Below are 24,489 nucleotides of genomic sequence, written 5' to 3'. Positions count from 1 at the left end.
CGGATTGTTGTCAGCCGACCTCCCGGGTAGAAGGCCGCGTGTTTCGGACACACACGGAATGACGTGCGAGCCGAAGGAAATTTCGCTGTGAATGGCACTTGGCAGGAAGGGGCAGGACTTTCCGCTATTGACGTCGCTCGCCGCTTGTCACCAGGCGACAGATACGGTCAGTCACGCGACATCCGTTCAATTATTGAACAGAGACGTCCAGCAATTCGCGAACCGGCGCAAACGAGCGTCGATGGATCGGCGTCGGGCCGAGGCGGGAAAGCGCCTCGAGATGGACCGCGGTCGGATATCCCTTGTGCCCGGCCATGCCATAGCCCGGATAGACCCGGTCCAGCTCGACCATTTCCCGGTCGCGACTGACCTTGGCCAGGATCGACGCCGCAGCGATCGCCGGCACCTGGCTGTCGCCCTTGACCACCGGCGCGCAGGGCACCGCCAGTTTCGGACAACGATTGCCGTCGATCAGGGCCAGCCGCGGAGTCACGCTGAGGCCTTCGACCGCGCGCTGCATGGCGAGCATGGTGGCATGCAGAATGTTCAGCCGGTCGATCTCCTCGACCTCGGCGCGGGCGATGCACCAGGCCAGGGCCTTCTCGCGGATCTCTTCGAACAGCGCCTCGCGGCGGGCTTCGCTGAGCTTCTTCGAGTCGTTCAGGCCGAGGATCGGGCGGCTCGGGTCGAGAATCACCGCGGCGGTGACCACCGGGCCGCACAACGGACCGCGACCGACCTCGTCGACGCCCGCGACCAGATCCTCCACCAGATTGAAATCCAGACCCAGTTGCATCAGCGGCGCTCCACCAGTTGCAGGACGGCTTCCGCCGCCTGTGCCGAGGCATCCTGGCGCAAGGCCCGATGGATGGCATCGAAGAATTCCACCTGCTGCGAGCCGTCGTCCAGCAGCGGCGAGAGGGTTGCGGCTAGCGCTTGCGGGGTGGCGGCGTCCTGGATCAGTTCCGGCACCAACAGGCGTCCGGCCAACAGGTTCGGCAGGGAGATGTACGGGCTTTTCACCAGGCGCTTGAGAATCCGGTACGTCAGCCCGGCGACCCGATAAGCCACCACCATGGGCCGCTTGTAGAGCAGCGCCTCGAGGGTCGCGGTACCGGAGGCGATCAGCACCGCATCGCAGGCGGCAAGCGCTTCATGGGACGCACCGTCGAGCAGCGTCAGCGGCAGAGGCTCGCGGCCCTGGAGCATCTGCTCGATCTGTTCGCGCCGTGCAGCGCTGGCGCAGGGCAGCACGAAACGCAAGCCCGGCCGTTCGACGAGCAGACGCTGGGCGGTGTCGAGGAACAAGGCGCCGAGCTTGCCGACCTCGCCGCCGCGACTGCCCGGCATCAGCGCCAGCACCTGTCCGTCCGCCGGCAATCCGAGCCGCGCGCGGGCCGCAGCGCGATCCGCCTGCAGGGGAATGGTGTTGGCCAGGGGGTGGCCGACGAAACGCACAGGCACCCCATGCTCTTCGTAGAAACGTGCTTCGAAGGGGAACAATGCCAGCATCAGGTCGCAGGCTTCGCGAATCTTCAGCACCCGCTTCTGCCGCCAGGCCCATACCGAAGGGCTGACGTAATGCACGGTGCGCAGGCCAGCCTGGCGCAGCTTGTGTTCGACGCCGAGGGTGAAGTCGGGAGCATCGATGCCGATCATCACATCCGGCCGGGCCTCGATGAGCGTGCGGATCAGCCGCTTGCGCCGTCGCAACAACTCCGGCAGCCTGCCCAGCACTTCGACCAGGCCCATCACCGACAGGCGCTCCATGGGGAAATAGCTGGACAGCCCTTCGGCCTCCATGCGCGGCCCACCGACGCCGATGAACTCGATATCCGGGTGCCGCGCCCGCAGCGCCTGCATCAGTCCGGACCCGAGGATGTCGCCGGAGGCCTCGCCGGCGACCAGGGCTACGCGTAATCCGTCAGCCATGGCTCAGCGGGTGATGCCGCGGGTTGCGCTCTGGATGGAATCACGGAACACCGCGACCTCGGGGAACTGGGCAGCGCTTTCGGCCAGCTCGGCCAGGGCTTCCTCGACGGTATGTCCCTGGCGATAGACCACCTTGTAGGCACGCCGCAGGGCATGGATGGCCTCGCTGCTGAAGCCGCGCCGACGCATGCCTTCGAAGTTCATGCTGCGGGCTTCGGCCGGGTTGCCGAAGACCGTCACGTAGGCCGGGACGTCCTTGCCGATGGCGCTGCCCATGCCGGAAAAGCTGTGCGCGCCGATCCGGCAGTACTGGTGCACCAGGGTGTAGCCGGACAGGATCGCCCAGTCGTCCACGTGGACATGCCCGGCCAGCGCCGTGTTGTTCACCAGGATGCAATGGTTGCCGATCACGCTGTCATGGCCGATGTGCGCATAGGCCATGATCAGGTTGTGGTCGCCAATGGTGGTTTCCGCGCGATCCTGGACGGTTCCGCGATGGATGGTCACGCCTTCGCGGATCACGTTGTGGTCACCGATCACCAGGCGCGTCGGCTCGCCCTTGTATTTCAGGTCGGGAGTATCCTCGCCGACGCTGGAAAACTGGTAGATGCGGTTGTGCTTGCCGATCTTCGTGGGGCCCTTGAGCACCACGTGCGGACCGATCACCGTCCCTTCACCGATCTCCACTTCCGCCCCGACGATGGACCACGGGCCCACCTGGACGTCAGCCGCCAGCCTGGCGCTCGGATCGATGATGGCGCGAGGATCGATCAAACTCATAGTTTGCGTTCCGCACAGATGATTTCAGCCGAGCATACCGGCTTGTCGTCGACGGTAGCGTGGCAGTCGAATTTCCAGATGCTGCGCTTCACGCTGATGAACTTGGCGTGCAGTTGCAGTTGGTCGCCCGGCAGGACCGGCTGGCGGAAGCGCAGCTTGTCCGAACCGACGAAGTAGTAAAGGGTGCCGTCGGCGGGCTTCACGTCGAGCATCTTGAAACCGAGGATACCGGCCGCCTGGGCCATCGCCTCGATGATCAGCACGCCCGGCATGATCGGGTGCTCGGGGAAATGTCCGTTGAAGAACGGCTCATTGATACTGACATTCTTGTAGGCGCGAATGCGCTTGCCCTCGATGTCCAGCTCTACCACCCGATCCACCAGCAGGAAAGGATAGCGATGAGGCAGGTATTCGCGAATCTCGTTGATGTCCATCATGTTAGGGGGAGCCTGTTCAGAAAAGGGTGACGCAAAAAACGTCAATTACGCATCAGATGAAGCGTCACCGCTTGAGGTCACGGCAGCCAGGCGTTTTTCCAGCTGCTGAAGTCGACGCGCCATGTCGTCCAGTTGACGAATGCGCGCGGCGCTTTTTTTCCATTCGGCCGCCGGTTGCATGGCGGTACCGGAGGAATACGATCCCGGCTCGGTGATCGAGCGGGTCACCATGGTCATGCCGGTCACGAAAACGTTGTCGCAGATCTCGATATGGCCGACCAGGCCAACGCCGCCGGCGAGCATGCAATGCCTGCCGATCTTGGCGCTGCCGGAAATGCCGACGCAAGCGGCCATGGCGGTATGATCGCCGATCTGCACGTTGTGCGCGATCATGATCTGGTTGTCCAGCTTCACACCGTTGCCGATCAGCGTATCGGACAGTGCTCCACGGTCGATGGTGGTGTTCGCGCCGATCTCGACGTCGTCACCGATGGTCACCCCGCCGATCTGGGCGATCTTCTGCCAGACGCCCTTCTCGTTGGCGAAACCGAAACCTTCGCCGCCGATCACCGCGCCCGACTGGATACTCACCCGCGCGCCGATGGTGACGTCGTGGTAGAGCGTGACCCGCGGCGCCAGCCAGCCGCCTTCGCCGATCACGCTACGGGCTCCGATCACGCAGTGCGCGCCGATGCTGACGCCAGCGCCGATGCGGGCGCCACTCTCGATCACCGCATAGGCGCCGACGCTGGCGCTCGGATCGACCTCGGCGTCCGCCGCGACGATGGCGGTAGGATGGATACCGGCGGCCGCCTTCGGTTTGCGATCGAACAGGTGCGACAGGCTGGCATAGGCCAGGTAGGGGTTGGCCACCACCAGCGCGGTACCGGCGAACCCGTCGGCGTCGGCAGCCGTCAGCAGGACGGCGCCGGCACGGCTTTCGGGCAGGTACTTGCGATACTGCGGGTTGGCCAGGAAGCTCAGCTGAGCCGGTCCGGCCTCCTGCAAGGTCGCCAGGCCCTGGATCGGCAGGTCCGCGTCGCCACGGACTTCCGCGCCGACATGCGCGGCCAGCTGGCCCAGGGTGTAGGACAAGGTACTCATCATCAACGCAGCTGGTTCATCCGCTCGATCACCTGGCGGGTGATGTCGTATTGCGGCTTGACGTCGACCACGGCGCCACGTTCGATGACCATGTCGTAACCACCTTTCTTGATGGTCTCCTCGACGGCCTGGTCCAGCTTCGGCTTGAGTTTCTTCAGCATGTCGCGGTCGGCGGCGGCCTTCGACTCGTTCAATTCCTTGGACTGGAACTGGAAGTCACGGGCCTTCTGCTTGAAGTCCAGCTCGGCCTTCTCGCGGTCGCCCTGGGACATCTTGCTGCCGTTGGAAACCAGCTTGTCCTGCAGCGCCTTGGCGTCGCGCTCGAGGTTCTTCAGCTTGTTCAGCTGGGGGCCGAACTTCTTCTCGGCATCCACGGCGTATTGCTTGGCGGCATCGGACTCGAGCAGCGCCATCTGGTAGTTGAGCACCGCGATCTTCATTTCAGCGAACGCCGAAGGAGCCGCCATGATGGCTGCGGTGATCAGGACGAACTGGGTGAACTTACGCACGATGCACTCCTGCACAAAGCATGGTTTCGTTACTCGGTACTACGTACAAATCAGAAGGTCTGGCCCAGGGAGAACTGGAAGACCTGGGTTTCCGCGTTGTCCGGCTTCTTGATCGGCGTCGCCAGGCTGAAGCTCAGCGGGCCCAGCGCGGTGATCCAGGTCAGGCCGACGCCCACGGAACTGGCGAGGTTGTCGGTCTTGATGCCGTCGCAGTTGGTGGTGGTCTTGGTCGGGCAGTCGGTATCGAAGGTGCTACCCACGTCCCAGAACAGCACGGTACGCAACTGGCGCTGGTCCTTGACGAACGGCAGCGGGAACAGCAGCTCGGCGCCGCCGGTGATCAGGATGTTACCACCGAAGGCTTCGGGATCCTGGTCCGGGTCGGTGTAACGGCCCTTGCTGTCAGGCCCTTGGTTCTTCATAGGCGTACCGTCTGGATTACGAGCCACAGAGGGCGTACTGCGCGGGCCCAGCGTGCTGTCCTTGAAGCCCCGCACCGAGTTGAAGCCGCCGGCGTAGTAGTTCTCGTAGAACGGCAGGCGCTCGGTGGATCCGTAGCCGTCGCCATAGCCCAGCTCGGTGTGGAAGCGCATGGTGTAGTTGTCGGTCAGCGGGGCGAAGACCTGGCCACGGTAGTCGATCTTGTAGAACGACAGGTCGCTGCCCGGCAGGGTGGTTTCCAGGGTCAGGCTCTGCGAGTGACCACGGGTGGCCAGTACGCCCTTGTTCAGGGTCGATTCGGACCAGCCGATGGAAGCCTTGAAGTTGGTGAAGTTGTCGCCTTCCTTGTCGAGGAAGTCGTAGATCTCGTCCACGGTGTAGCGGCCGGTGTCGATCTGGTCGCGCTGCACGCTCAGGCCATAGGTCAGGCGCGAGGTCTCGCTGATCGGGTAGCCGATGCTCATGCCGGCGCCCAGGCTGTTCACCGAGTAGCTGGCGACGTCGACGTCGAGTTCGTCGTAGTCGGTCTTCCGGTAGAAGGCATTGTAGCCGAGGCTGACGCCGTCGACGGTCCAGTAGGGGTCGACGAAGCCGAAGTTGTAGCGGGTTTGGTATTCGCTGCGGGTCAGGCCGATGCTGACCTTGTTGCCGGTACCCAGGAAGTTGTTCTGGCTGATCGAGCCGCCGAGGATCAGGCCGGCGCTCTGGGCGAAGCCGACGCTGGCGGTGATCGAGCCGGACGGTTGCTCTTCGACGCTGTAGTTGACGTCGACCTGGTCGTCGGTGCCGGGAACCGCCGGGGTCTCGACGTTGACTTCCTTGAAGTAGCCGAGGCGCTCCAGACGGGCCTTGGACTGGTCGATCAGGTAGGTAGAGGCCCAGCCGCCTTCCATCTGGCGCATTTCGCGGCGCAGCACTTCGTCTTCGGTCTTGGTGTTGCCGCGGAAGTTGATGCGGTTGACGTAGGCGCGCTTGCCCGGGTCGACGACGAAGGTCACCGAGACGGTCTTGTCGTCGTCATGGGCTTCCGGCACGCCGTTGACGTTGGCGAAGGTGTAGCCCTCGTTGCCCAGGCGACGGGTGATTAGGTCGGAGGTGGTGGTCATCACCTTGCGCGAGAACACCTGGCCCTTCTGTACCAGCAGCAGGCGCTTCACTTCCTCTTCCGGCACCTTCAGGTCGCCGGTCAGCTTCACGTCGCGGATGGTGTACTTCTCACCCTCGTTGATGTTGACGGTGATGTAGACGTGCTTCTTGTCCGGGGTGATGGATACCTGGGTGGAGGCGATATCCATGTTGATGTAGCCGCGGTCCAGGTAATAGGAGCGCAGGCGCTCGAGGTCGCCGGAGAGCTTTTCGCGGGCGTACTTGTCGTCGTTCTTGAAGAACGACAGCCAGTTGGTGGTCTTCAGTTCGAACAGGTCGGTCAGGTCTTCTTCGGAGAAGACGGTGTTGCCCACCACGTTGATGTGGGAAATCGCGGCGACCGTGCCTTCGTTGATGTTGATCTTCAGCGCGACGCGGTTGCGCGGCTGCGGGATCACTTCCGCGTTGATCTCGGCCGAGTAGCGGCCCTGGGCCACGTACTGGCGTTGCAGCTCGTTGCGCACGCCTTCGAGGGTGGCGCGCTGGAAGATCTCGCCCTCGGCCAGGCCGGACTGTTTCAGGCCCTTGAGCAGGTCTTCCTTGGAGATCGCCTTGTTGCCCTCGATCTCGATGCTGGAGATCGACGGGCGCTCGACTACAGTGACTACCAGCACGTTGCCATCACGGCCGAGCTGGATGTCCTGGAAGAAGCCGGTCTTGAACAGGGAGCGGGTGGCCTGGACCAGGGCCTGGTCGTCGATGGTCTCGCCGACGTTCAGCGGCAGGGCGGCGAACACGCTACCGGCGGACACGCGCTGCAGGCCATTGACCCGGATATCGGAAACAGTGAAGGACTCGGCGTGAACCTCGGCGATCATCAGCGCTGACAGCAGCGCGGGTAGCAGAAAGCGTTTCATGGAGTCCTTTTTTTCCAACTGACAAATAGAGAATCTGCCGCAAAGGGCGGCAGATTCGAATTCAACATGACTACAGACGACTCAGATCGTTGACCAGAGCGAGCAACATCACGCCAACGACCAGACTGATGCCGATCTGCATCCCCCAAGCCTGTACCCGTTCGGATAATGGGCGCCCGCGCACCCACTCAACCAGATAGAACAGCAGATGCCCGCCATCGAGGACAGGGATCGGCAGCAGGTTGAGAACCCCCAAGCTAATGCTCAGATAGGCCAGGAAATTGAGAAAATCCCCCACGCCAGACTGGGCTGAAGCGCCCGCCACTTTAGCAATGGTTATCGGCCCGCTCAAGTTTTTTACCGAGAGCTCGCCGAGCAACATTTTCTTTATGGAGTCGAGCGTTAGCAGGCTCATGGTCCAGGTTCGGGAAAGCGCCTGACCCACCGCCTCCAGCGGTCCGTAGCTCACTTCGCGGAGCATTTCCGCCGGCCATTCGGTACCGGCGACCCCCGCCCCCATGTAGCCGCTCCGGGCCTTGCCCTCGCCGCGCACCGCCAGTTCCAGGGCAACATCCAGCACTTCGCCGTCGCGCAGCACCTTGAGCTGGACGCGCTGCCCGGGACGGGCACGGACGCTGTCCACCACCTGCTGCCAGTCGTCGACGGCGATGCCATCGATGCTCTGCAAGCGGTCGCCGAGCTTCAGTCCGGCGGCCTGCGCCGGCCCCTTGGGGTCGAGTTCGGCCAGCACCGGCGGCAAGGCCGGCCGCCAGGGCCGGATGCCCAGCGAGGCGATGGGATCGGGATTGTCCTCGCCCTTCAGCCAGCCATCCAGACGCACCTGGTGGGTGGAATCGACATTCGAGCCTTTTTCCTGCACCCGCACTTCCAGCGTACCGCTCTCGCCGAGACGGCGAACCAGCTGCAGGTTGACCCCGTTCCAGCCGGTGACGGGCTCGCCATCCACCGCCAGCAGCTCCTGCCCGGCCTCCAGGCCGGCCTGGGCGGCCAGGCTCTCCGGCACCACGGAACCGATGACCGGGCGTACCTGCTGGCTACCGAGCAGGGCGACGACCCAGAAGAACAGAATCGCCAGTAGGAAATTGGCGATGGGACCAGCCGCGACGATGGCGATCCGCTGACGGACCGTCTTGCGATTGAAGGACTGTTCGAGCAGATGGGCCGGTACTTCCGCCTCGCGCTCGTCGAGCATCTTGACGTAGCCGCCCAGCGGAATGGCCGCCACCACGAACTCGGTGCCGTGCCGGTCGTGCCAGCGCACCAGCGGCGTGCCGAAGCCGACGGAGAAGCGCAGGACCTTCACCCCGCAGCGTCGCGCGACCCAGAAGTGGCCGAATTCGTGGAACGTCACCAGCACGCCCAGGGCCACCAGGGTACCGACGATCATGTAAAGCGCACTCATCTCCTACCTCCAGGCCGTCCGAAGACTAGCCGGCGTGTCGGGTCAACCATTGCCCGGCGACCGAACGGGCGCGGCGATCGGCGGCCAGGACCTGATCGAGCGATTCGACTGCGGTCACCGCCTCGCGGTTCAGCACGTCCTCGATGATAACCGCGATGTCGCTGAAGCGGATGCGCCGCTCGAGAAATGCGGCCACGGCCACCTCGTTCGCGGCATTCAGCATGGCCGGGGCGCTGCCGCCGGTTTCCGCGGCCTGGCTCGCCAGGCGCAGGCAGGGGAAGCGCTGCTCGTCGGGGCGCTGGAAATCCAGGCGACCGACGGCGAACATATCCAGCGGCGAAACGCCGGAATCGATTCGCTCCGGCCAGGCCATGGCATAGGAAATCGGCGTGCGCATGTCCGGATTGCCGAGCTGGGCGATCACCGAACCGTCGACGTAGTCCACCATCGAGTGGATCACGCTCTGCGGGTGGATCACCACCTCGACCTGGCTCGGCTGGGCGTCGAACAGCCAGCACGCCTCGATCAGTTCGAGCCCCTTGTTCATCATGCTGGCGGAGTCGACGGAAATCTTCCGCCCCATCGACCAGTTCGGGTGCGCACAAGCCTGCTCCGGCGTCACCGAAGCGAGTTGCTCCAGCGGCGTCTCGCGGAACGGGCCGCCGGAGGCGGTCAAGAGGATCCGGCGCACGCCGACCCGCTCCAGGCCATCGGCATAATTGCGCGGCAGCGACTGGAAGATCGCGTTGTGCTCGCTGTCGATCGGCAGGAGCACCGCGCCGCTGCGCTTGACCGCCTGCATGAACAGCGCGCCGGACATCACCAGCGCCTCCTTGTTGGCCAGCAGTACGCGCTTGCCGGCCTCGACGGCCGCCAGGGTCGACGGCAGCCCGGCGGCGCCGACGATGGCCGCCATTACCATGTCCACTTCGGGCGCGCTGGCCACTTCGCACAACGCCTGCTCGCCGAACAGCACCCGGGTGCGGATACCCGCCGCGGCGAGCGAGCCCTGCAAGGCAATCGCCGCGGCCTGCTCCGGCACCACCGCATAGACGGGGCGGTGCCTGAGGCACAGCGCCTCGAGTTCGGCCAGGCGGCTGAAGCCAGTCAGGGCGAAGGCTTCGTAACGATCGGGATGACGCTGGACGACGTCCAGGGTGCTCAGGCCGATCGAGCCGGTCGCGCCGAGCACGCTGATCCGCTGCGGTCGACTCATGGCGCACCCCAGCCGGCGGCCCAGAGCAGGGCCGCGAACACCGGGATGGCTGCCGTCAGGCTGTCGATGCGATCCAGCACGCCACCGTGGCCGGGCAGCAGGTTGCTGCTGTCCTTGATTCCGGATTGGCGCTTGAACATGCTTTCGGTGAGGTCGCCGACGATCGAGACGAACACCACCAGCGCCGCGCCGAGCAGGGCCAGGAGCAGCGCGCCGAGGGACCAGCCGCGGTAGAGGCCGACCGCCAGGGTGATCGCCAGGCTGGCCGCCAGGCCGCCGTAAACGCCTTCCCAGCTCTTGCCGGGGCTGACCCGCGGCGCCAGCTTGCGCTTGCCGAAGGCCTTGCCGGAGAAGTAGGCGCCGATATCCGCGCCCCAGACCAGCACCATCACGGCGATGATCAGGCCATTGGCCAGCGGCCACTGCTTGAGCAGGACCAGCCCCTGCCAGGCCGGCAACAGGATCAGCAGGCCCATGCCCAGGCGGCGCCAGCGGCCGCCCCAGTAGCCGACGCTTTCCGGGTAGGTGAGCACCAGCACGGTGGCCAGCGTCCACCAGACCAGCGCCAGCAGCAGCACGGCTCCGGCAAGCTGCGGCAGATGGTAGAGAGCGACCATCAGCACGGCGACCGTCGCCGCGTAGGCAACGCGGCCGAACTGTTGTTCATAGCCGGCCAGGCGCGCCCATTCCCAGGCCCCCAGGCTCACCACCGCGCCGATGAACAGGGCGAAGAACGCCCCTTCGAGAAGGAAAAAACCACCCAGCGCGATGGGCAAAAGCACCAGCGCCGTGATGATCCGTTGTTTCAGCATGACGGACGGGCCTCGGCCTCGACTTGCTCGCTGGTCTTGCCGAAGCGGCGCTGGCGCTTGGAGAAATCCGCCAGGGCAGCCCGCATCGCCGCGTGCTTGAAGTCGGGCCAGAACAGGTCGGAGAAATACAGCTCGGCGTAGGCCAGCTGCCAGAGAAGGAAATTGCTGATGCGATGCTCGCCGCCGGTGCGGATGCACAGGTCGGGCAGCGGCTGGTCGCCGGTCACCAGGCAGCCCTGGAGCAGCTCGGCGGAGATATCGTCCGCCGCCAGGTGCCCGCCCTGGACCTCGCGCGCCAGGCGCTGTGCGGCCTGGACGATGTCCCACTGGCCGCCGTAGTTGGCGGCGACCTGGAGGAGGAAACGGGTATTGCCGGCAGTGGCGGCTTCCGCTTCGCGCATGGCCGCCTGCAACTCCGGATGGAAACGCGTGCGATCGCCGATGATGCGCAGGCGGATGCCGTTCTCGTCGAGCTTGCGCACCTCGCGGCGCAGGGCCACGAGAAACAGCTCCATCAGCGCGCTGACTTCGTCCGCCGGACGCTGCCAGTTCTCGCTGGAGAACGCGAACAGGGTGAGGACCTCGACCCCTGCCTCGGCGCAGACCTCGATCACCGCCCTGACGGCATCGACACCGGCCTTGTGGCCGGCGACGCCGGGCAGAAGACGCTTCTTCGCCCAGCGATTGTTACCGTCCATGATAATGGCCACGTGGCGTGGCACGCACACATCCTTCCGGGTCTTTTCCATGACGTCAGCCCGGCCTCAGACAGCCATGAGGTCCGCTTCTTTGGCTTCCAGTGCCTTCTCGATCTCACCGATGAACTTGTCGGTCAGCTTCTGCACGTCGTCGCCGGCGCGGCGCTCTTCGTCCTCGCTGATTTCCTTTTCCTTCTGCAGGTCCTTCAACTGGGCCAGCGCATCGCGACGGATGTTGCGCACGGAAACCCGCGCCTGCTCGGCCTCGGCACGCGCCTGCTTGGTGTAGCCCTTGCGGGTCTCCTCGGTCAGGGCCGGCATCGGTACGCGGATGGTGGTGCCGGCGGTGGCCGGGTTGAGCCCCAGGTCGGAGGTCATGATGGCCTTCTCGACCGCCTGGATCATGCTCTTGTCGAACACGGCCAGGGCCAGGGTACGGGAGTCTTCCACGGTGACGTTGGCGACCTGGCGCAGCGGCGTATCGGCCCCGTAATAGGAAACCATCACGCTATCCAGGATGCTCGGATGCGCGCGACCGGTACGAATCTTCGCGAAGGCATGGCCCAGCGCTTCCAGGGTCTTGCCCATGCGCTCCTGCGCTTCCTTCTTGATCTCGTTGATCATTCTCAACCCTCCTCGATCAGGGTGCCTTCGGCACCACCAACAACAATATTCAGCAATGCGCCCGGCTTGTTCATGTTGAACACCCGCAGCGGCATGTTCTGGTCACGGCACAGGCAGATGGCGGTCAGGTCCATCACGCCGAGCTTGCGGTCGAGCACTTCATCATAGGTCAGGCGCTCGAACTTCTCGGCATTCGGGTCCTTGAACGGGTCGGCAGTGTACACGCCATCGACCTTGGTAGCCTTAAGGACCACGTCGGCGTCGATCTCGATGGCGCGCAGGCAAGCCGCCGAGTCGGTGGTGAAGAACGGGTTGCCGGTACCGGCGGAGAAGATCACCACCTCGCCACCGCCGAGGTGGCGCATGGCCTTGCGGCGGTCGTAGTGGTCGGTCACACCGACCATGGAGATCGCCGACATCACCAGCGCGGGGATGTTCGAGCGCTCCAGCGCATCGCGCATCGCCAGGCCGTTCATCACGGTGGCCAGCATCCCCATGTGGTCGCCGGTCACCCGGTCCATGCCGGCCGCGGACAGGGCCGCGCCGCGGAACAGGTTGCCGCCGCCGATGACCAGGCCGACCTGCACGCCGATCCCGACCAACTGGCCGATTTCCAGCGCCATGCGGTCCAGCACCTTGGGATCGATGCCGAACTCCTCCGAGCCCATCAGGGCTTCGCCGCTCAACTTTAGAAGAATGCGTTTATAGCGAGGTTGACGAGCGCTCAGTTGCTGAGCCATGACCTTTTCTCCTGCGGCGATAAAAATACGTGACGGCCGGGCCGTCGTGGGCGGAGACGACTTTGCGCCTGCGTTGCGTGCGAGCCCGCCGAGCGGGCCGGCAACGCGGAAGCTGCCCCGAACGCTTCCCCATTTGACGAAGAGGCCGCACGCATCAGCGGGCAGCCTCTTCCGGGGCGACAGTCGAAACCGTCTTTGTTACTGCTTGGTGGCGGCTACTTGAGCGGCAACTTCGGCAGCGAAGTCCACTTCGGCCTTCTCGATGCCTTCGCCCACTTCGTAACGAACGAAGGAAACGATTTCGGCGCCGGCCTGCTTGGCCAGGTCGCCGACCTTCACTTCCGGGTTCTTCACGAAAGGCTGCTCGACCAGGCTCGCTTCGGCGAGGAACTTGCTGATGCGACCCTTGACCATGTTCTCGACGATGTTCTCCGGCTTGCCGGCGATCTTGTCGGCGTTCAGCGCCAGGAAGATTTCCTTCTCTTTCGCGATCGCTTCTTCGGAAACTTCCGAAGCGTTCAGGAACTGCGGGTTGCTGGCGGCGACATGCATGGCGATGTCCTTGGCCAGTTCCGGGTTGCCGCCTTTCAGGTTGACCACGACACCGATGCGGTGGCCGTGCAGGTAGGCGCCGACCACGTCGCCCTCGACGCGGGTCAGGCGGCGGATGTTGACGTTCTCGCCGGTCTTGGCGACCAGGGCCAGACGAGCTTCCTCACGTGCTTCGACCAGCGGAGCGGCGTCGGTCAGCTTCTCGTTGAAGGCCTTTTCCAGGCTCTCGGCGACGAAGCCCTTGAAGTCGTCCTGGAGGGCCAGGAAGTCGGTCTGGGAGTTGACTTCGATGATCACGGCGGCCTTGTTGTCGGCAGCGATCTTGACGGCGATCGAGCCTTCGGCGGCAATGTTGCCGGCCTTCTTGGCAGCCTTGATCGCACCGGCAGCGCGCATGTCGTCGATGGCCTTCTCGATGTCGCCGCCAGCGGCGGTCAGCGCCTTCTTGCACTCCATCATGCCCAAGCCGGTACGCTCGCGCAGTTCTTTAACCATGGCTGCAGTAATTTCTGCCATTTCGAAATCCTCTTGAGTGGTAGCTCTCAAAAAACCTTTGTGCCCGGCCTGCCGGACAGAAACTCAAAGGTGGCAAAAAGGGGGCCTAGCCCCCTTCCTGCGCACCGTCGGACGTCTGAACGTCCCGGAATCAGCCTTCGGCGGATTCGGCCGGCGCTTCCTCGACGAACTCGTCGGCGCTGGTGGCAGCGCCCTGCTTGCCGCGGATTACCGCTTCGGCCATCGAGTTCAGGTAGAGTTGCACGGCGCGGATGGCATCATCGTTACCGGGAATTACATAGTCGACGCCTTCCGGGCTGCTGTTGGTATCGACAACGCCGATGACCGGGATGCCCAGCTTGTTGGCTTCGGTGATGGCGATGCGCTCGTGGTCGACGTCGATCACGAACAGAGCGTCCGGCAGGCCGCCCATGTCCTTGATGCCGCCCAGGCTGCGCTCGAGCTTCTCGAGGTCACGGCTGCGCATCAGGGCTTCTTTCTTGGTCAGCTTGTCGAAGGTGCCGTCCTGGGACTGGGTTTCCAGGTCGCGCAGGCGCTTGATCGACTGACGGATGGTCTTGTAGTTGGTGAGCATGCCGCCCAGCCAGCGATGGTCGACGTACGGCATGCCGCAACGAGCGGCTTCCTCGCGAACGATCTTGCCGGCGGAACGCTTGGTGCCGACGAACAGGATCTTGTTCTTGCCAGCGGCCAGGCGCTCAACGAAGGTCAGGGCCTCGTTGAACATCGGCAGGGTCTTTTCGAGGTTGATGATATGGATCTTGTTGCGCGCGCCGAAAATGAACTTGCCCATTTTCGGGTTCCAGTAACGGGTCTGGTGGCCGAAGTGCACACCGGCCTTCAGCATATCGCGCATGTTGACTTGGGACATGATAGTTCCTCGATAAGTCGGGTTAGGCCTCCACGCATCCCAATGACCAACCCTTGCGGGCACCCAGGCCATCGTGTCGATGCATGTGTGGGTTTGTGCTCCGGAAAAGGCCGCAGCCTCGGAGCGGGGCGCTTTATACCATAACCGTGGACGCAGTGAAACCCGCCGCGGATGGCCGGGCGGGAGTAGATCGGTCGGTCAGGTCTGCTAGAATCGCGTATTCCTTATTATTCATGCGTGCTTGCACGCCCGAAGAGAATTCGCATGACCGTCACCATCAAGACGCCCGACGATATCGAGAAGATGCGCATCGCCGGCCGCCTGGCCGCCGAAGTGCTGGAAATGATCGGCGAACACATCAAGCCCGGCGTGACCACCGAGGAGCTGGATCGCATCTGCCACGACTATATCGTCAACGAGCAGAAGGCGATTCCCGCCCCGCTGAACTACAAGGGCTTTCCCAAGTCGATCTGCACCTCGATCAACCATGTGGTCTGCCATGGCATCCCCAACGAGAAGCCGCTGAAGGAAGGCGACATCCTCAACGTCGACATCACCGTCATCAAGGACGGCTACCACGGCGACACCAGCAAGATGTTCCTGGTCGGCAAGACCCCGGAATGGGCCGACCGCCTCTGCCAGATCACCCAGGAATGCATGTACAAGGGCATTTCCGTGGTGCGTCCGGGCGCGCACCTGGGCGATATCGGCGAAATCATCCAGAAGCACGCGGAAAAGAACGGCTTCTCGGTGGTCCGCGAATACTGCGGCCATGGCATCGGCAAGGTGTTCCACGAGGAGCCGCAGGTCCTCCACTACGGTCGTGCGGGTACCGGCATCGAGCTGAAGGAAGGCATGATCTTCACCATCGAGCCGATGATCAACCAGGGCCGCCCGGAGACCCGCCTGCTCGGCGACGGCTGGACCGCGATCACCAAGGACCGCAAGCTGTCCGCGCAATGGGAGCACACCGTGCTGGTCACCGCCGATGGCTACGAGATCCTCACCCTGCGCAACGACGAAACCTTCCCGCGCACCTCGGCAGCCTGATCCGGCCCGGCTTTTGCTGCCAGCCGTGCGCCTCGACGCCCCGCCCCATTCCGGCGGGGCCGACGCCCCGATTCGGCGCAACGCGCGCACCAATACAGCGCAAAAACGCACCAAGACGGGGCGCTCGCGTATCGAACCCAACCGCTAGCAGATAAAGGAAGGCCGCATGCCGCAGGTGGATCCCGAATTGTTCGATCGCGGGCAGTTCCAGGCGGAACTGGCCTTGAAGTCCAGCCCGATCGCCGCCTTCAAGAAGGCCATCCGGCAATTCCGCGAAGTGCTCGACAACCGTTTCAACAGCGGCCGCGACATCCGCCGCCTGATCGAAGATCGCGCCTGGTGCGTCGACCAGATCCTGCAACAGGCCTGGCAGCGCTTCGACTGGGGAGACGACGCCGACATCGCCCTGGTCGCCGTGGGCGGCTACGGCCGCGGCGAACTCCACCCCTACTCCGACGTCGACCTGCTGATCCTCCTCGACAGCGAGGACCAGGAGAGCTTCCGCGAGCCGATCGAAGGCTTCCTCACCCTGCTCTGGGACATCGGCCTGGAAGTCGGCCAGAGCGTGCGCTCGGTGCAGCAGTGCGCGGAGGAAGCACGCGCCGACCTGACGGTGATCACCACCCTCATGGAATGCCGCACCATCTGCGGCCCTGACAGCCTGCGCCAGCGCATGCTGCGGGTTACCGGCAGCGCGCACATGTGGCCGAGCAAGGAGTTCTTCCTGGCCAAACGCCACGAACAGCAGCGCCGCCACGCCAAGTACAACGACACCGAGTACAACCTCGAGCCCAACGTCAAGGGCTCCCCCGGCGGCCTGCGCGACATCCAGACCATCCTCTGGATGGCCCGCCGCCAGTTCGGCAGCCTCAACCTGCACGCCCTGGTGCGCGAAGGCTTCCTGGTGGAAAGCGAGTGCAGCATGCTGGCTTCCAGCCAGGAGTTCCTCTGGCGGGTCCGCTATGCCCTGCACATGCTCGCCGGGCGCGCCGAGGATCGCCTGCTGTTCGATCACCAGCGCAGCATCGCCCGTCTGTTCGGCTACGAAGACAACGACGTCAAGCTGGCGGTCGAACGCTTCATGCAGAAGTACTACCGGGTGGTGATGGCGATCTCCGAGCTGAACGACCTGATCATCCAGCACTTCGAGGAAGTCATCCTGCCCTGCGAGCAGCCGGTGCAGATCCAACCCCTGAACAGTCGCTTCCAGTTGCGCGACGGCTACATCGAGGTGACGCACCCGAACGTCTTCAAGCGCACCCCGTTCGCCCTCCTGGAAATCTTCGTGCTGATGGCCCAGCACCCGGAAATCAAGGGCGTGCGCGCCGACACCATTCGCCTGCTGCGCGACAGCCGACACCTGATCGACGACGAGTTCCGCCACGACATCCGCAACACCAGCCTGTTCATCGAGCTGTTCAAGAGCAGCCAGGGTATCCACCGCAACCTGCGGCGGATGAACCGCTACGGCATCCTCGGCCGCTACCTGCCGGAGTTCGGCCATATCATCGGGCAGATGCAGCACGACCTGTTCCATATCTATACGGTGGACGCCCACACCCTCAACCTGATCAAGCACCTGCGCAAGCTGAATCGGCCGGAGATGGCCGAGAAATATCCGCTGGCGAGCAAGATCATCGATCGTCTGCCCAAGCCGGAACTGATCTACATCGCCGGTCTCTACCATGACATCGCCAAGGGCCGTGGCGGCGACCACTCGGAACTCGGCGCGGTGGACGCCGAGGCCTTCTGCCAGAGCCACCAGTTGCCGCTCTGGGACACCCAACTGGTGTCCTGGCTGGTGCAGAACCACCTGGTGATGTCGACCACCGCGCAACGCAAGGACCTCTCCGACCCGCAGGTGATCTTCGATTTCGCCCAACTGGTCGGCGACCAGACCCACCTCGACTACCTGTACGTGCTCACCGTGGCCGACATCAACGCCACCAACCCGACGCTCTGGAACTCCTGGCGCGCCAGCCTGCTCCGGCAGCTCTACACCGAGACCAAGCGCGCCCTGCGCCGCGGCCTGGAGAACCCGGTGGACCGCGAGGAGCAGATCCGCCAGACGCAGACCGCGGCCCTCGACCAACTGGTACGCAACGGCATCGACCAGGACGATGCCGAGCAGTTATGGAGCCAGCTCGGCGACGACTACTTCCTGCGCCACACCGCCGGCGACGTGGCCTGGCACACCGAGGCGATCCTCCAGCACCCGGACGACGGCACGCCGCTGGTGCTGATCAAGGAAACCACCCAGCGCGAGTTCGAGAGCGGTTCGCAGATCTTCATCTACGCCGCCGACCAGCACGATTTCTTCGCGGTCACCGTGGCCGCCATGGACCAGCTCAACCTGAGCATCCAGGACGCGCGGATCATCACCTCCACCAGCCAGTTCACCCTCGATACCTATATCGTGCTCGACGCCGACGGCGACTCCATCGGCAACAACCCGGAGCGCATCGCCGAGATCCGCGAGGGGCTTATCGACGCATTGAAGAACCCCGACGACTACCCGACCATCATCCAGCGCCGGGTGCCGCGCCAGCTCAAGCACTTCGCCTTCGCCCCGCAGGTGACCATCTCCACCGACGCGCTGCGCCAGGTCTCGGTGCTCGAAGTCATCGCCCCCGACCGCCCCGGCCTGCTGGCGCGGATCGGCGGCATCTTCCTGGATTTCGACCTGTCGGTGCAGAACGCCAAGATCGCCACCCTCGGCGAGCGCGTGGAGGACGTCTTCTACATCACCGATGCGCGCAACCAGCCACTCGCCGACCCCGACCTGTGCAAACGCCTGCAGGCCGCCCTGGTCGAGCAGCTGTCACAAGACAACGGACGGGACACCCTGCCTACCCGGATAAACTTCTGAGAAGCCTTGCCAACGCCATGAATACCGCACTCGACAACCTCCAACCCTACCCCTTCGAGAAGCTCCGCGCCCTGCTCGGCGGCGCCCGGCCGCCCGCGACGCTGAAGCCGATCGCACTGTCCATCGGCGAGCCCAAGCACCGCTCGCCGAGCTTCGTCGCCGAAACCCTGGCGGAGAACCTGGACCAACTCGCGGTCTACCCGACCACCCTCGGCCTGCCGGCCCTGCGCGAAGCCATCGCGCGCTGGTGCGAGCGGCGCTTCTCGGTACCGGCCGGCTGGCTGGATGCGGCGCGCCACGTACTGCCGGTGAACGGTACCCGCGAGGCGCTGTTCGCCTTCACCCAGACCGTGGTCCGCCGCAGCGAGCCCGGCGAGGCGCCTGGCCTGGTGGTCAGCCCGAACCCGTTCTACCAGATCTACGAAGGCGCGGCGCTGCTCGCCGGAGCCGTGCCGCACTACCTGCCCTGCCGCGAGGAAAACGGCTTCAACCCCGATTTCGACGCGGTCGACGAGGCGACCTGGCAGCGCTGCCAGATTCTCTTCCTCTGCTCGCCGGGCAACCCCACCGGGGCCCTGGTACCGCTGGAGACCCTGAAGAAGCTGATCGCCCTGGCCGACCGCTACGACTTCGTGATCGCCGCCGATGAGTGCTACAGCGAACTCTACTTCGACGAAAACGCCCCGCCGCCCGGCCTGCTCAACGCTTGCGCCGAGCTGGGCCGCACGGACTTCAGCCGCTGCGTGGTGTTCCACAGCCTGTCCAAGCGCTCCAACCTGCCCGGCCTGCGCTCGGGCTTCGTCGCCGGCGACGCGGAGATCCTGAAGAAATTCCTCCTCTACCGCACCTACCACGGCTGCGCCATGCCGGTGCAGACCCAGTTGGCGAGCATCGCCGCCTGGAACGACGAGGTCCATGTGCGCGCCAACCGCAGCCTCTACCGCGAGAAATTCGACGCCGTGCTGGCGATCCTCGACGGCGTGCTCGACGTACAGCGCCCGGACGGCAGTTTCTACCTGTGGGCACGTACCCCGGTGGACGACACCGTATTCACCCGCGAACTGTTCGAGCAGCAGCACGTGACGGTGGTGCCGGGTTCCTACCTGTCGCGCGAGGTGGACGGCGAGAACCCCGGCGCCAACCGCGTGCGCATGGCCCTGGTGGCACCACTGGCCGAGTGCGTCGAAGCCGCCGAGCGCATCCGCGACTACCTGCGGGCGCGCTGAAGCCTGCGCGGAGAAACGAAAAGGGATCGCCGCGGCGATCCCTTTTTCGTTCACACCCAGCGGGCGAAGCGATTGGTCAGCCAGCTTTCCTGCTGGTCCAGCTCGCGCAGGATGTCGCCCAGGGTCTCGTCGTCGATCTCGTTGTTGCGCCGCTGCCGGTACAGTTCCAGGCGCTGCGCGCGCAACGCCTTCAGGCGCAAGGCCTTGTCGGCGATCTCCAGGGCTTGGGCCTGGTCGCGGGCCTCATCGGTGGTCGGTGCGGTATCCAGCGACTGGCGGTATTCGGCCATGATCTGCGCACGCGCCTCGGCGACCCGCGAAGTATTCGCCGCATCGTTGCCTTCCACCTGCGGCAATTCCTCGCTCTCCAGGGCCCGGATCGCCGCCTCCGCGGTCTTGCGCCAGGCCTCGCGCCGCTCGCGCTCGTGGGCGCCATTGTTGCTCGCCGGCAGCCCGCGCAGCAGCAGCGGCAGGCCGATGGTCGCGCCGATCAGGGAAATCAGGATCACGCTGGTGGCGATGAAGATGATCAGGTCGCGCTGCGGGAAGGCGCTGCCATCCATCAGGCTCATCGGTACCGACAGCACCGCCGCCAGGGTCACCGCACCACGCACGCCGCTCAATGCACTGAGGGCGGAGAGACGGCGCAGGGAGATGCCGCTCAGCCCGGGCGGGCTCTTGCCGCGCCAGCGGTCGATGCGCAGCGACAGCTTCCAGTAGCCATAGACCCAGCCGTAGCGGATCAGCATCAGCACGGCGGTGATCGCCGCCACGTAGGCCAGCAGCAGCGAGGAACGCCAGAGCAGGTCGCCGTGGTGGTTGGCCACCGACTTCATGATGTCCGGCAACTGCAGGCCGAGCAGCAGGAACACCACGCCGTTGAAGGCGAACTCCAGCATCGACCAGACGCTGCGGTTGAGCAGGCGCGTGGAAGTCTGCCGCGGCAGCAGGTCGACCCAGCTCTGCATCATGCCGGCCGCTACCGCCGAGAGAATCCCGGAGACGCCCAGGTGTTCCGCCACCATGTAGGAGGCGAACGGCAGCAACAGCATCAGTACCACGTGGGTCGCCGGGTCGTCCCAGCCACGGGAGATCATCCAGGCGCGGATGCGGCCCAGCGACCAGCTGAGGAACACCCCGATGGCCAGGCCGCCGACCGCGACCAGGAGGAAGTTGAGGCTGGCGTCCACCAGCGAGAACACGCCGGTCATCGCCGCGGCGATGGCGAACTTGAATGCCACCAGGCCAGAGGCATCGTTCATCAGCGCCTCGCCCTCCAGCAGGTGCATCAGGCGCTTGGGCAGCCGCCCCTGGGTGATCGCCGAGACCGCCAGGGCGTCCGTGGGCGACAGCACGGCGGCGAGGGCGAAGGAAGCCGCCAGGGGAATTTCCGGGATCAGCAGGTGGATGAAATAGCCGGCGCCGACCACGGTGAAGAACACCAGGCCGAACGCCATCATCAGGATCGGCCAGCGCATCCGCCAGACTTCCCGCTTGGGAATACGCCAGCCATCGACGAACAGCAGCGGCGGAATGAACAGGAAGAGGAACAGCTCCGGGTCGAGGGCAATGTGCAGTCCGAGGGACGGCAAGGCCAGCAGGGCCCCGGCGGCGATCTGGATCAGTGGTAGCGGCAAGGGCAGCAACTGGGCAGCCAGGCGGGTGGCGCCGACGACCAGCAGCAGGGTCAGAACGGTGTACACGGTTTGCATGAGGGCGGGGATCTCCGGCTTCGTCCCTGGACGATGCGACTGCGCCGATTGCACCATCGCGATCGGTAGGCAGCTATCCGACATTCGCACAATCCGTACGGTCTTTCCTAGCCCCGCCGCTCTACCCCGCGCGTCCGCCCCCTCCGCGGCGACGACCGGGGCGCCCGGCCAAGGTTCCCGCACTAGTACATCCGAGCTATTTCATAGCGGTGCGAGACGCTCCTACACTCCCCTTCAGTCCAGGCCCGCCGTAGCGTCGGCCAGGACGACGCCCCGAAGGAGTACGGGGTGCAGCGCCCACTCAGACAAAGGAATGCCGCCATGACAAGCAAGGGACTTACTTCCGCACTGCTGCTCGCCTCGATGTTCGCCGCCACCTCCGGCTGCCTCCAGCAGAACGCACTGACCCAGGGCTACCGCACCACCCAGCCCGGGCAACCCGGCCAGGCTCAGGTCGCCTCCGCCAACACCCCTTGCACCCCCAGCGCCACCAATGACCTGATCGCTACCGGTCGCAGCCTGCTGGACATCACCACCAACCTGATCAAGACCCGCAACCAGATGAGCGACGGCGGCAGCATCATGCGCGACGTCGACGACGTGCAGAAGGTCGGCAAGGGCCATGCCGTACTGGACAGCGTCGAGAGCATGACCGGCGGTCCGCAGCAGCCCTGCGGCTAAGCGCACCACGACGATTCATCCCGGACAGCGAGCCCCCGCACGCTGTTCTCCCCCTGAGCCTCGCCTACCCGGCGGGGCTTTTTTTGTCCTGCGCCAAACAGCCGCCGCCCCGCATCAAGGAACTCGCCCATCACCCGGCCATGCAGACCAGGCCGCTTCGAGTCCCGTTCGTCACCTGTGCAAGGCGTCTGGAACGCGGCTATTGTCCGACGATCGAAGTGATGGCAATGTAGAATTACACCTTTGGATGTAGTCGTTTCGGGTAGGTCGCGAGATGGAACGAGCTTTTTCCCCTACCGCGGAATCGCGGAGCAGCGGCCCATGAGGCGCGCCGAGATGCTGTTGCTGAAGAGCCTGGCTGAGACACTGATGGCCGACCGGGACAACCGCCACGACGACTTGCAGGCGACCATGCGGCTGGCGCACCTGAGTTCGCCGGAGATGATCCTGTACATGGTCAACCGGGTGCTCGAGCTCGAAGAGAGCATCGAGCGGATCGCCGCGGTTCTCCAGAAACTCTCTGCGGACGAGCCGATGCCCCTAGAGGAAACGCCGCCCGAACCAGCCTTCGAACCGGCCCTGCAGTCCCGCGCCACCGAGACCGCGGAAACCTAGCGGCGGGCAGGCCGCTACACCAGCACCTGGCGAGTGCTGGCGATCAGCGCATGCACCTGTCGCTCCACCTGCTCCGCCACCGGCACTTCGGGCCCCCGCCCCTCCGGGCAGGGCAGGTTCGGCGTGGTGCCGAACAGCCGGCAGATCAGCGGACGTTCCTCATAGGCCTCGCAGCCGTTCGGTCCGAGATGGACGCAGTTCCACTCGGCCAGGGCGGCGTCGTGTTCGGCCTCGCTCTTCAGCGGCAGGCGGGCCATCTCTTCCGACGAGGCGGTAACCGGCCCGCAGCAATCGTGGCAGCCGGGCTTGCAGGCGAAGCCCGGTATCTGCAGGCGTAATTGGTCTATCTGGCGACCGATGCAACTCATGGGAAATCTCCTCGGCGGGGGAAGGATTGTACAGCGCGGACCGGAGCATTCCGAAAGTACCGGTAAGGATGCTCTCCAGCGAGCCGAATCGACCTGTTCAACCTGCGCTCTCTCCGTTCCCGGCCAGGGAAACAGCCCGGCTCCCTGTCCGCCCGCCCGTCCACGGCTATCTGCCGTCACGCCGCTCCCGAGCGCGGTAGCCCCGAGACCGCACAGGGGCGGAACGACGTGGCATAATCCGGCGATCACCTTTCGGCGACCTATCGGCAGGGCCCGGGAAGACCCGGGCCTCGGGAGAAGCAATGACCTACGTTCTCTACGGCATCAAAGCCTGCGACACCATGAAGAAGGCTCGGACCTGGCTCGACGAGCACAAGGTCGCCTACGACTTCCACGACTACAAGGCCGTCGGCATCGACCGCGAACACCTGCGGCGCTGGTGCGCGGAGCACGGCTGGCAAACCGTCCTCAACCGCGCCGGCACCACCTTCCGCAAGCTCGACGAAGCGCAGAAGGCCGATCTCGACGAAGCCAAGGCGATCGAGCTGATGCTGGCCCAGCCGTCGATGATCAAGCGCCCGGTGCTGGAGCTGGGCGGCAGGACGCTGGTCGGCTTCAAGCCCGACGCCTACGCCGCCGCCCTGGCCTGAGCGGGAGGCCGCATGAGTGTCGCCTGGGCCCTGTTCGTACCCGCCTGCTTCGCCCTCAACCTGGCGCCGGGGCCGAACAACCTGCTGTCGCTGAACAACGCCGCCCGGCACGGTTTCGCCACCGCCTCGCTGGCCGGCGGCGGGCGCCTGCTGGCATTCGCCGGCATGCTCGCCCTGGCCGCCTCCGGGCTGGCGCTGGTGCTGCACACCTCGGCCTGGCTGTTCCTGGCGATCAAGGTGCTCGGCGCTGCCTACCTGTTGTGGCTTGCGGTGCAATTGTGGCGGACCGATGCGCAGCCACTGGCGAACGAAGCCAGCCCGGCGCGTCCCAGCCTCTGGCGCCTGGGGCGCCAGGAGTTCCTGGTGGCGGCGGGCAACCCGAAGGCGATCCTGATTTTCACCGCCTTCCTGCCGCAGTTCGTCGATCCCGGCCAACCGCTGGGCGCCCAGTTCGCCCAGCTCGGAGCGGCATTCCTGCTGCTCGAATGGCTGGCCATCGCTCTTTATTCCTATGCCGGGCTCCACCTCGGCCGGCTGCTCGCCGGCCAGCGGGCCCGGCGTCTGTTCAACCGCGGTTGCGCCGCGCTGCTCGGCAGCGCGGGACTGGGCCTGCTGCTCAGCCGCCGTCCGGCCTGACCGTTCCACTCCGTTTCGAGGAAA

At 65.0% G+C, this 24,489-nt stretch carries 24 protein-coding genes; 7 read left to right on the top strand and 17 right to left on the bottom strand.

Features of this window, described 5'->3' with window-relative positions; genetic code table 11:
- Nucleotides 1–190: 190 nt before the first annotated feature.
- From rnhB to rpsB, 15 genes are all read right to left on the bottom strand, one after another.
- Complete coding sequence (gene rnhB, locus AT700_RS06550; RefSeq protein WP_003098580.1) at nt 191–796, bottom strand: ribonuclease HII; 606 nt, start codon at nt 794–796, stop codon at nt 191–193.
- Nucleotides 796–1,932, bottom strand: a complete 1,137-nt coding sequence (gene lpxB, locus AT700_RS06545) for a lipid-A-disaccharide synthase (RefSeq protein ID WP_003113865.1) — start codon at nt 1,930–1,932, stop codon at nt 796–798. The genes rnhB and lpxB overlap by 1 nt, the downstream gene beginning before the upstream one ends.
- A 3-nt stretch (nt 1,933–1,935) precedes the next feature.
- Nucleotides 1,936–2,712 carry an acyl-ACP--UDP-N-acetylglucosamine O-acyltransferase gene (lpxA, locus tag AT700_RS06540; protein ID WP_003092373.1) on the bottom strand — a complete coding sequence of 259 codons (777 nt, stop codon included), beginning with the start codon at nt 2,710–2,712 and terminating at the stop codon, nt 1,936–1,938.
- Entirely contained in the window at nt 2,709–3,149 is a 441-nt protein-coding gene (gene fabZ, locus AT700_RS06535; RefSeq protein ID WP_003092375.1) for a 3-hydroxyacyl-ACP dehydratase FabZ, read from the bottom strand. Before fabZ ends, lpxA begins: the two co-directional genes overlap by 4 nt.
- A 45-nt stretch (nt 3,150–3,194) precedes the next feature.
- On the bottom strand, nt 3,195–4,256 hold the full coding sequence (gene lpxD / locus AT700_RS06530; protein WP_003098585.1) for a UDP-3-O-(3-hydroxymyristoyl)glucosamine N-acyltransferase: 1,062 nt from the start codon (nt 4,254–4,256) through the stop codon (nt 3,195–3,197).
- On the bottom strand, nt 4,256–4,762 hold the full coding sequence (locus AT700_RS06525; protein WP_003098586.1) for an OmpH family outer membrane protein: 507 nt from the start codon (nt 4,760–4,762) through the stop codon (nt 4,256–4,258). The genes lpxD and AT700_RS06525 overlap by 1 nt, the downstream gene beginning before the upstream one ends.
- A gap of 50 nt (nt 4,763–4,812) precedes the next feature.
- Complete coding sequence (gene bamA, locus AT700_RS06520) at nt 4,813–7,206, bottom strand: outer membrane protein assembly factor BamA (protein ID WP_003092382.1); 2,394 nt, start codon at nt 7,204–7,206, stop codon at nt 4,813–4,815.
- A 70-nt stretch (nt 7,207–7,276) separates the two neighbouring features.
- Nucleotides 7,277–8,629, bottom strand: coding sequence for a sigma E protease regulator RseP (gene rseP, locus AT700_RS06515; protein WP_023118827.1), 1,353 nt, complete (start codon nt 8,627–8,629; stop codon nt 7,277–7,279).
- Nucleotides 8,630–8,654: 25 nt separating this feature from the next.
- Complete coding sequence (ispC, locus tag AT700_RS06510) at nt 8,655–9,845, bottom strand: 1-deoxy-D-xylulose-5-phosphate reductoisomerase (RefSeq protein WP_003109337.1); 1,191 nt, start codon at nt 9,843–9,845, stop codon at nt 8,655–8,657.
- Nucleotides 9,842–10,657: a phosphatidate cytidylyltransferase gene (cdsA, locus tag AT700_RS06505; protein ID WP_003092388.1), complete on the bottom strand. Its 816-nt coding sequence runs from the start codon at nt 10,655–10,657 to the stop codon at nt 9,842–9,844. The genes ispC and cdsA overlap by 4 nt, the downstream gene beginning before the upstream one ends.
- The gene (gene uppS, locus AT700_RS06500; RefSeq protein ID WP_003113863.1) at nt 10,651–11,406 is read right to left on the bottom strand and encodes a polyprenyl diphosphate synthase; all 756 of its coding nucleotides are present in this window, start codon (nt 11,404–11,406) and stop codon (nt 10,651–10,653) included. Before uppS ends, cdsA begins: the two co-directional genes overlap by 7 nt.
- Nucleotides 11,407–11,421: 15 nt before the next feature.
- Nucleotides 11,422–11,979: a ribosome recycling factor gene (gene frr / locus AT700_RS06495; RefSeq protein WP_003092390.1), complete on the bottom strand. Its 558-nt coding sequence runs from the start codon at nt 11,977–11,979 to the stop codon at nt 11,422–11,424.
- Nucleotides 11,980–11,981: 2 nt separating this feature from the next.
- Nucleotides 11,982–12,719 (bottom strand): UMP kinase, encoded by a 738-nt coding sequence (pyrH, locus tag AT700_RS06490; RefSeq protein WP_003092391.1) that lies wholly within the window; start codon nt 12,717–12,719, stop codon nt 11,982–11,984.
- Between the two features lie 198 nt (nt 12,720–12,917).
- Nucleotides 12,918–13,787 (bottom strand): translation elongation factor Ts, encoded by an 870-nt coding sequence (tsf, locus tag AT700_RS06485; RefSeq protein WP_012613724.1) that lies wholly within the window; start codon nt 13,785–13,787, stop codon nt 12,918–12,920.
- 130 nt (nt 13,788–13,917) lie between these two features.
- Nucleotides 13,918–14,658, bottom strand: a complete 741-nt coding sequence (rpsB, locus tag AT700_RS06480) for a 30S ribosomal protein S2 (RefSeq protein ID WP_003092394.1) — start codon at nt 14,656–14,658, stop codon at nt 13,918–13,920.
- 264 nt (nt 14,659–14,922) lie between these two features.
- On the opposite strand from rpsB, the gene map reads away from it, so the two are divergent.
- From map to dapC, 3 genes are all read left to right on the top strand, one after another.
- Entirely contained in the window at nt 14,923–15,708 is a 786-nt protein-coding gene (gene map, locus AT700_RS06475) for a type I methionyl aminopeptidase (RefSeq protein ID WP_003092395.1), read from the top strand.
- A 166-nt stretch (nt 15,709–15,874) separates the two neighbouring features.
- Complete coding sequence (locus AT700_RS06470; protein ID WP_003098610.1) at nt 15,875–18,577, top strand: [protein-PII] uridylyltransferase; 2,703 nt, start codon at nt 15,875–15,877, stop codon at nt 18,575–18,577.
- Between the two features lie 17 nt (nt 18,578–18,594).
- Nucleotides 18,595–19,803 carry a succinyldiaminopimelate transaminase gene (gene dapC, locus AT700_RS06465; RefSeq protein WP_003092403.1) on the top strand — a complete coding sequence of 403 codons (1,209 nt, stop codon included), beginning with the start codon at nt 18,595–18,597 and terminating at the stop codon, nt 19,801–19,803.
- Between the two features lie 50 nt (nt 19,804–19,853).
- Here dapC and AT700_RS06460 read toward each other — a convergent pair whose 3' ends face one another.
- A complete protein-coding gene (locus tag AT700_RS06460; RefSeq protein ID WP_003109341.1) occupies nt 19,854–21,599 on the bottom strand; it encodes a Na+/H+ antiporter in 1,746 nt (581 codons plus the stop codon).
- Nucleotides 21,600–21,836: 237 nt separating this feature from the next.
- Between AT700_RS06460 and AT700_RS06455 the strand changes: the two genes are divergently transcribed.
- Nucleotides 21,837–22,196: a hypothetical protein gene (locus AT700_RS06455; protein ID WP_003092416.1), complete on the top strand. Its 360-nt coding sequence runs from the start codon at nt 21,837–21,839 to the stop codon at nt 22,194–22,196.
- Nucleotides 22,197–22,517: 321 nt separating this feature from the next.
- Entirely contained in the window at nt 22,518–22,811 is a 294-nt protein-coding gene (locus AT700_RS06450; protein WP_003098613.1) for a hypothetical protein, read from the top strand.
- Between the two features lie 14 nt (nt 22,812–22,825).
- Here the strand turns inward: AT700_RS06450 and AT700_RS06445 are convergent, their stop codons facing one another.
- The gene (locus AT700_RS06445) at nt 22,826–23,179 is read right to left on the bottom strand and encodes a YkgJ family cysteine cluster protein (RefSeq protein WP_003092421.1); all 354 of its coding nucleotides are present in this window, start codon (nt 23,177–23,179) and stop codon (nt 22,826–22,828) included.
- 302 nt (nt 23,180–23,481) lie between these two features.
- Between AT700_RS06445 and AT700_RS06440 the strand changes: the two genes are divergently transcribed.
- On the top strand, nt 23,482–23,829 hold the full coding sequence (locus AT700_RS06440; RefSeq protein ID WP_003098619.1) for an ArsC family reductase: 348 nt from the start codon (nt 23,482–23,484) through the stop codon (nt 23,827–23,829).
- Between the two features lie 12 nt (nt 23,830–23,841).
- Nucleotides 23,842–24,465 carry a LysE family translocator gene (locus AT700_RS06435; RefSeq protein ID WP_004345492.1) on the top strand — a complete coding sequence of 208 codons (624 nt, stop codon included), beginning with the start codon at nt 23,842–23,844 and terminating at the stop codon, nt 24,463–24,465.
- Nucleotides 24,466–24,489 lie beyond the last annotated feature (24 nt).

Origin of the sequence: Pseudomonas aeruginosa (assembly GCF_001457615.1) — a bacterium.
Lineage (GTDB): Bacteria > Pseudomonadota > Gammaproteobacteria > Pseudomonadales > Pseudomonadaceae > Pseudomonas > Pseudomonas aeruginosa.
The sequence above is the reverse complement of the archived record's forward strand: the minus strand, read 5'-3'. Positions and strand labels throughout refer to the sequence as shown.

Bases quoted from the DNA above. Each gene is read 5' to 3' on its own strand.
- rnhB (WP_003098580.1), bottom strand. From the start codon at position 796: ATGCAACTGGGTCTGGATTTCAATCTGGTGGAGGATCTGGTCGCGGGC.
- lpxB (WP_003113865.1), bottom strand. From the start codon at position 1,932: ATGGCTGACGGATTACGCGTAGCCCTGGTCGCCGGCGAGGCCTCCGGC.
- lpxA (WP_003092373.1), bottom strand. From the start codon at position 2,712: ATGAGTTTGATCGATCCTCGCGCCATCATCGATCCGAGCGCCAGGCTG.
- fabZ (WP_003092375.1), bottom strand. From the start codon at position 3,149: ATGATGGACATCAACGAGATTCGCGAATACCTGCCTCATCGCTATCCT.
- lpxD (WP_003098585.1), bottom strand. From the start codon at position 4,256: ATGATGAGTACCTTGTCCTACACCCTGGGCCAGCTGGCCGCGCATGTC.
- bamA (WP_003092382.1), bottom strand. From the start codon at position 7,206: ATGAAACGCTTTCTGCTACCCGCGCTGCTGTCAGCGCTGATGATCGCC.
- rseP (WP_023118827.1), bottom strand. From the start codon at position 8,629: ATGAGTGCGCTTTACATGATCGTCGGTACCCTGGTGGCCCTGGGCGTG.
- ispC (WP_003109337.1), bottom strand. From the start codon at position 9,845: ATGAGTCGACCGCAGCGGATCAGCGTGCTCGGCGCGACCGGCTCGATC.
- cdsA (WP_003092388.1), bottom strand. From the start codon at position 10,657: ATGCTGAAACAACGGATCATCACGGCGCTGGTGCTTTTGCCCATCGCG.
- uppS (WP_003113863.1), bottom strand. From the start codon at position 11,406: ATGGAAAAGACCCGGAAGGATGTGTGCGTGCCACGCCACGTGGCCATT.
- frr (WP_003092390.1), bottom strand. From the start codon at position 11,979: ATGATCAACGAGATCAAGAAGGAAGCGCAGGAGCGCATGGGCAAGACC.
- pyrH (WP_003092391.1), bottom strand. From the start codon at position 12,719: ATGGCTCAGCAACTGAGCGCTCGTCAACCTCGCTATAAACGCATTCTT.
- tsf (WP_012613724.1), bottom strand. From the start codon at position 13,787: ATGGCAGAAATTACTGCAGCCATGGTTAAAGAACTGCGCGAGCGTACC.
- rpsB (WP_003092394.1), bottom strand. From the start codon at position 14,658: ATGTCCCAAGTCAACATGCGCGATATGCTGAAGGCCGGTGTGCACTTC.
- map (WP_003092395.1), top strand. From the start codon at position 14,923: ATGACCGTCACCATCAAGACGCCCGACGATATCGAGAAGATGCGCATC.
- AT700_RS06470 (WP_003098610.1), top strand. From the start codon at position 15,875: ATGCCGCAGGTGGATCCCGAATTGTTCGATCGCGGGCAGTTCCAGGCG.
- dapC (WP_003092403.1), top strand. From the start codon at position 18,595: ATGAATACCGCACTCGACAACCTCCAACCCTACCCCTTCGAGAAGCTC.
- AT700_RS06460 (WP_003109341.1), bottom strand. From the start codon at position 21,599: ATGTCGGATAGCTGCCTACCGATCGCGATGGTGCAATCGGCGCAGTCG.
- AT700_RS06455 (WP_003092416.1), top strand. From the start codon at position 21,837: ATGACAAGCAAGGGACTTACTTCCGCACTGCTGCTCGCCTCGATGTTC.
- AT700_RS06450 (WP_003098613.1), top strand. From the start codon at position 22,518: ATGAGGCGCGCCGAGATGCTGTTGCTGAAGAGCCTGGCTGAGACACTG.
- AT700_RS06445 (WP_003092421.1), bottom strand. From the start codon at position 23,179: ATGAGTTGCATCGGTCGCCAGATAGACCAATTACGCCTGCAGATACCG.
- AT700_RS06440 (WP_003098619.1), top strand. From the start codon at position 23,482: ATGACCTACGTTCTCTACGGCATCAAAGCCTGCGACACCATGAAGAAG.
- AT700_RS06435 (WP_004345492.1), top strand. From the start codon at position 23,842: ATGAGTGTCGCCTGGGCCCTGTTCGTACCCGCCTGCTTCGCCCTCAAC.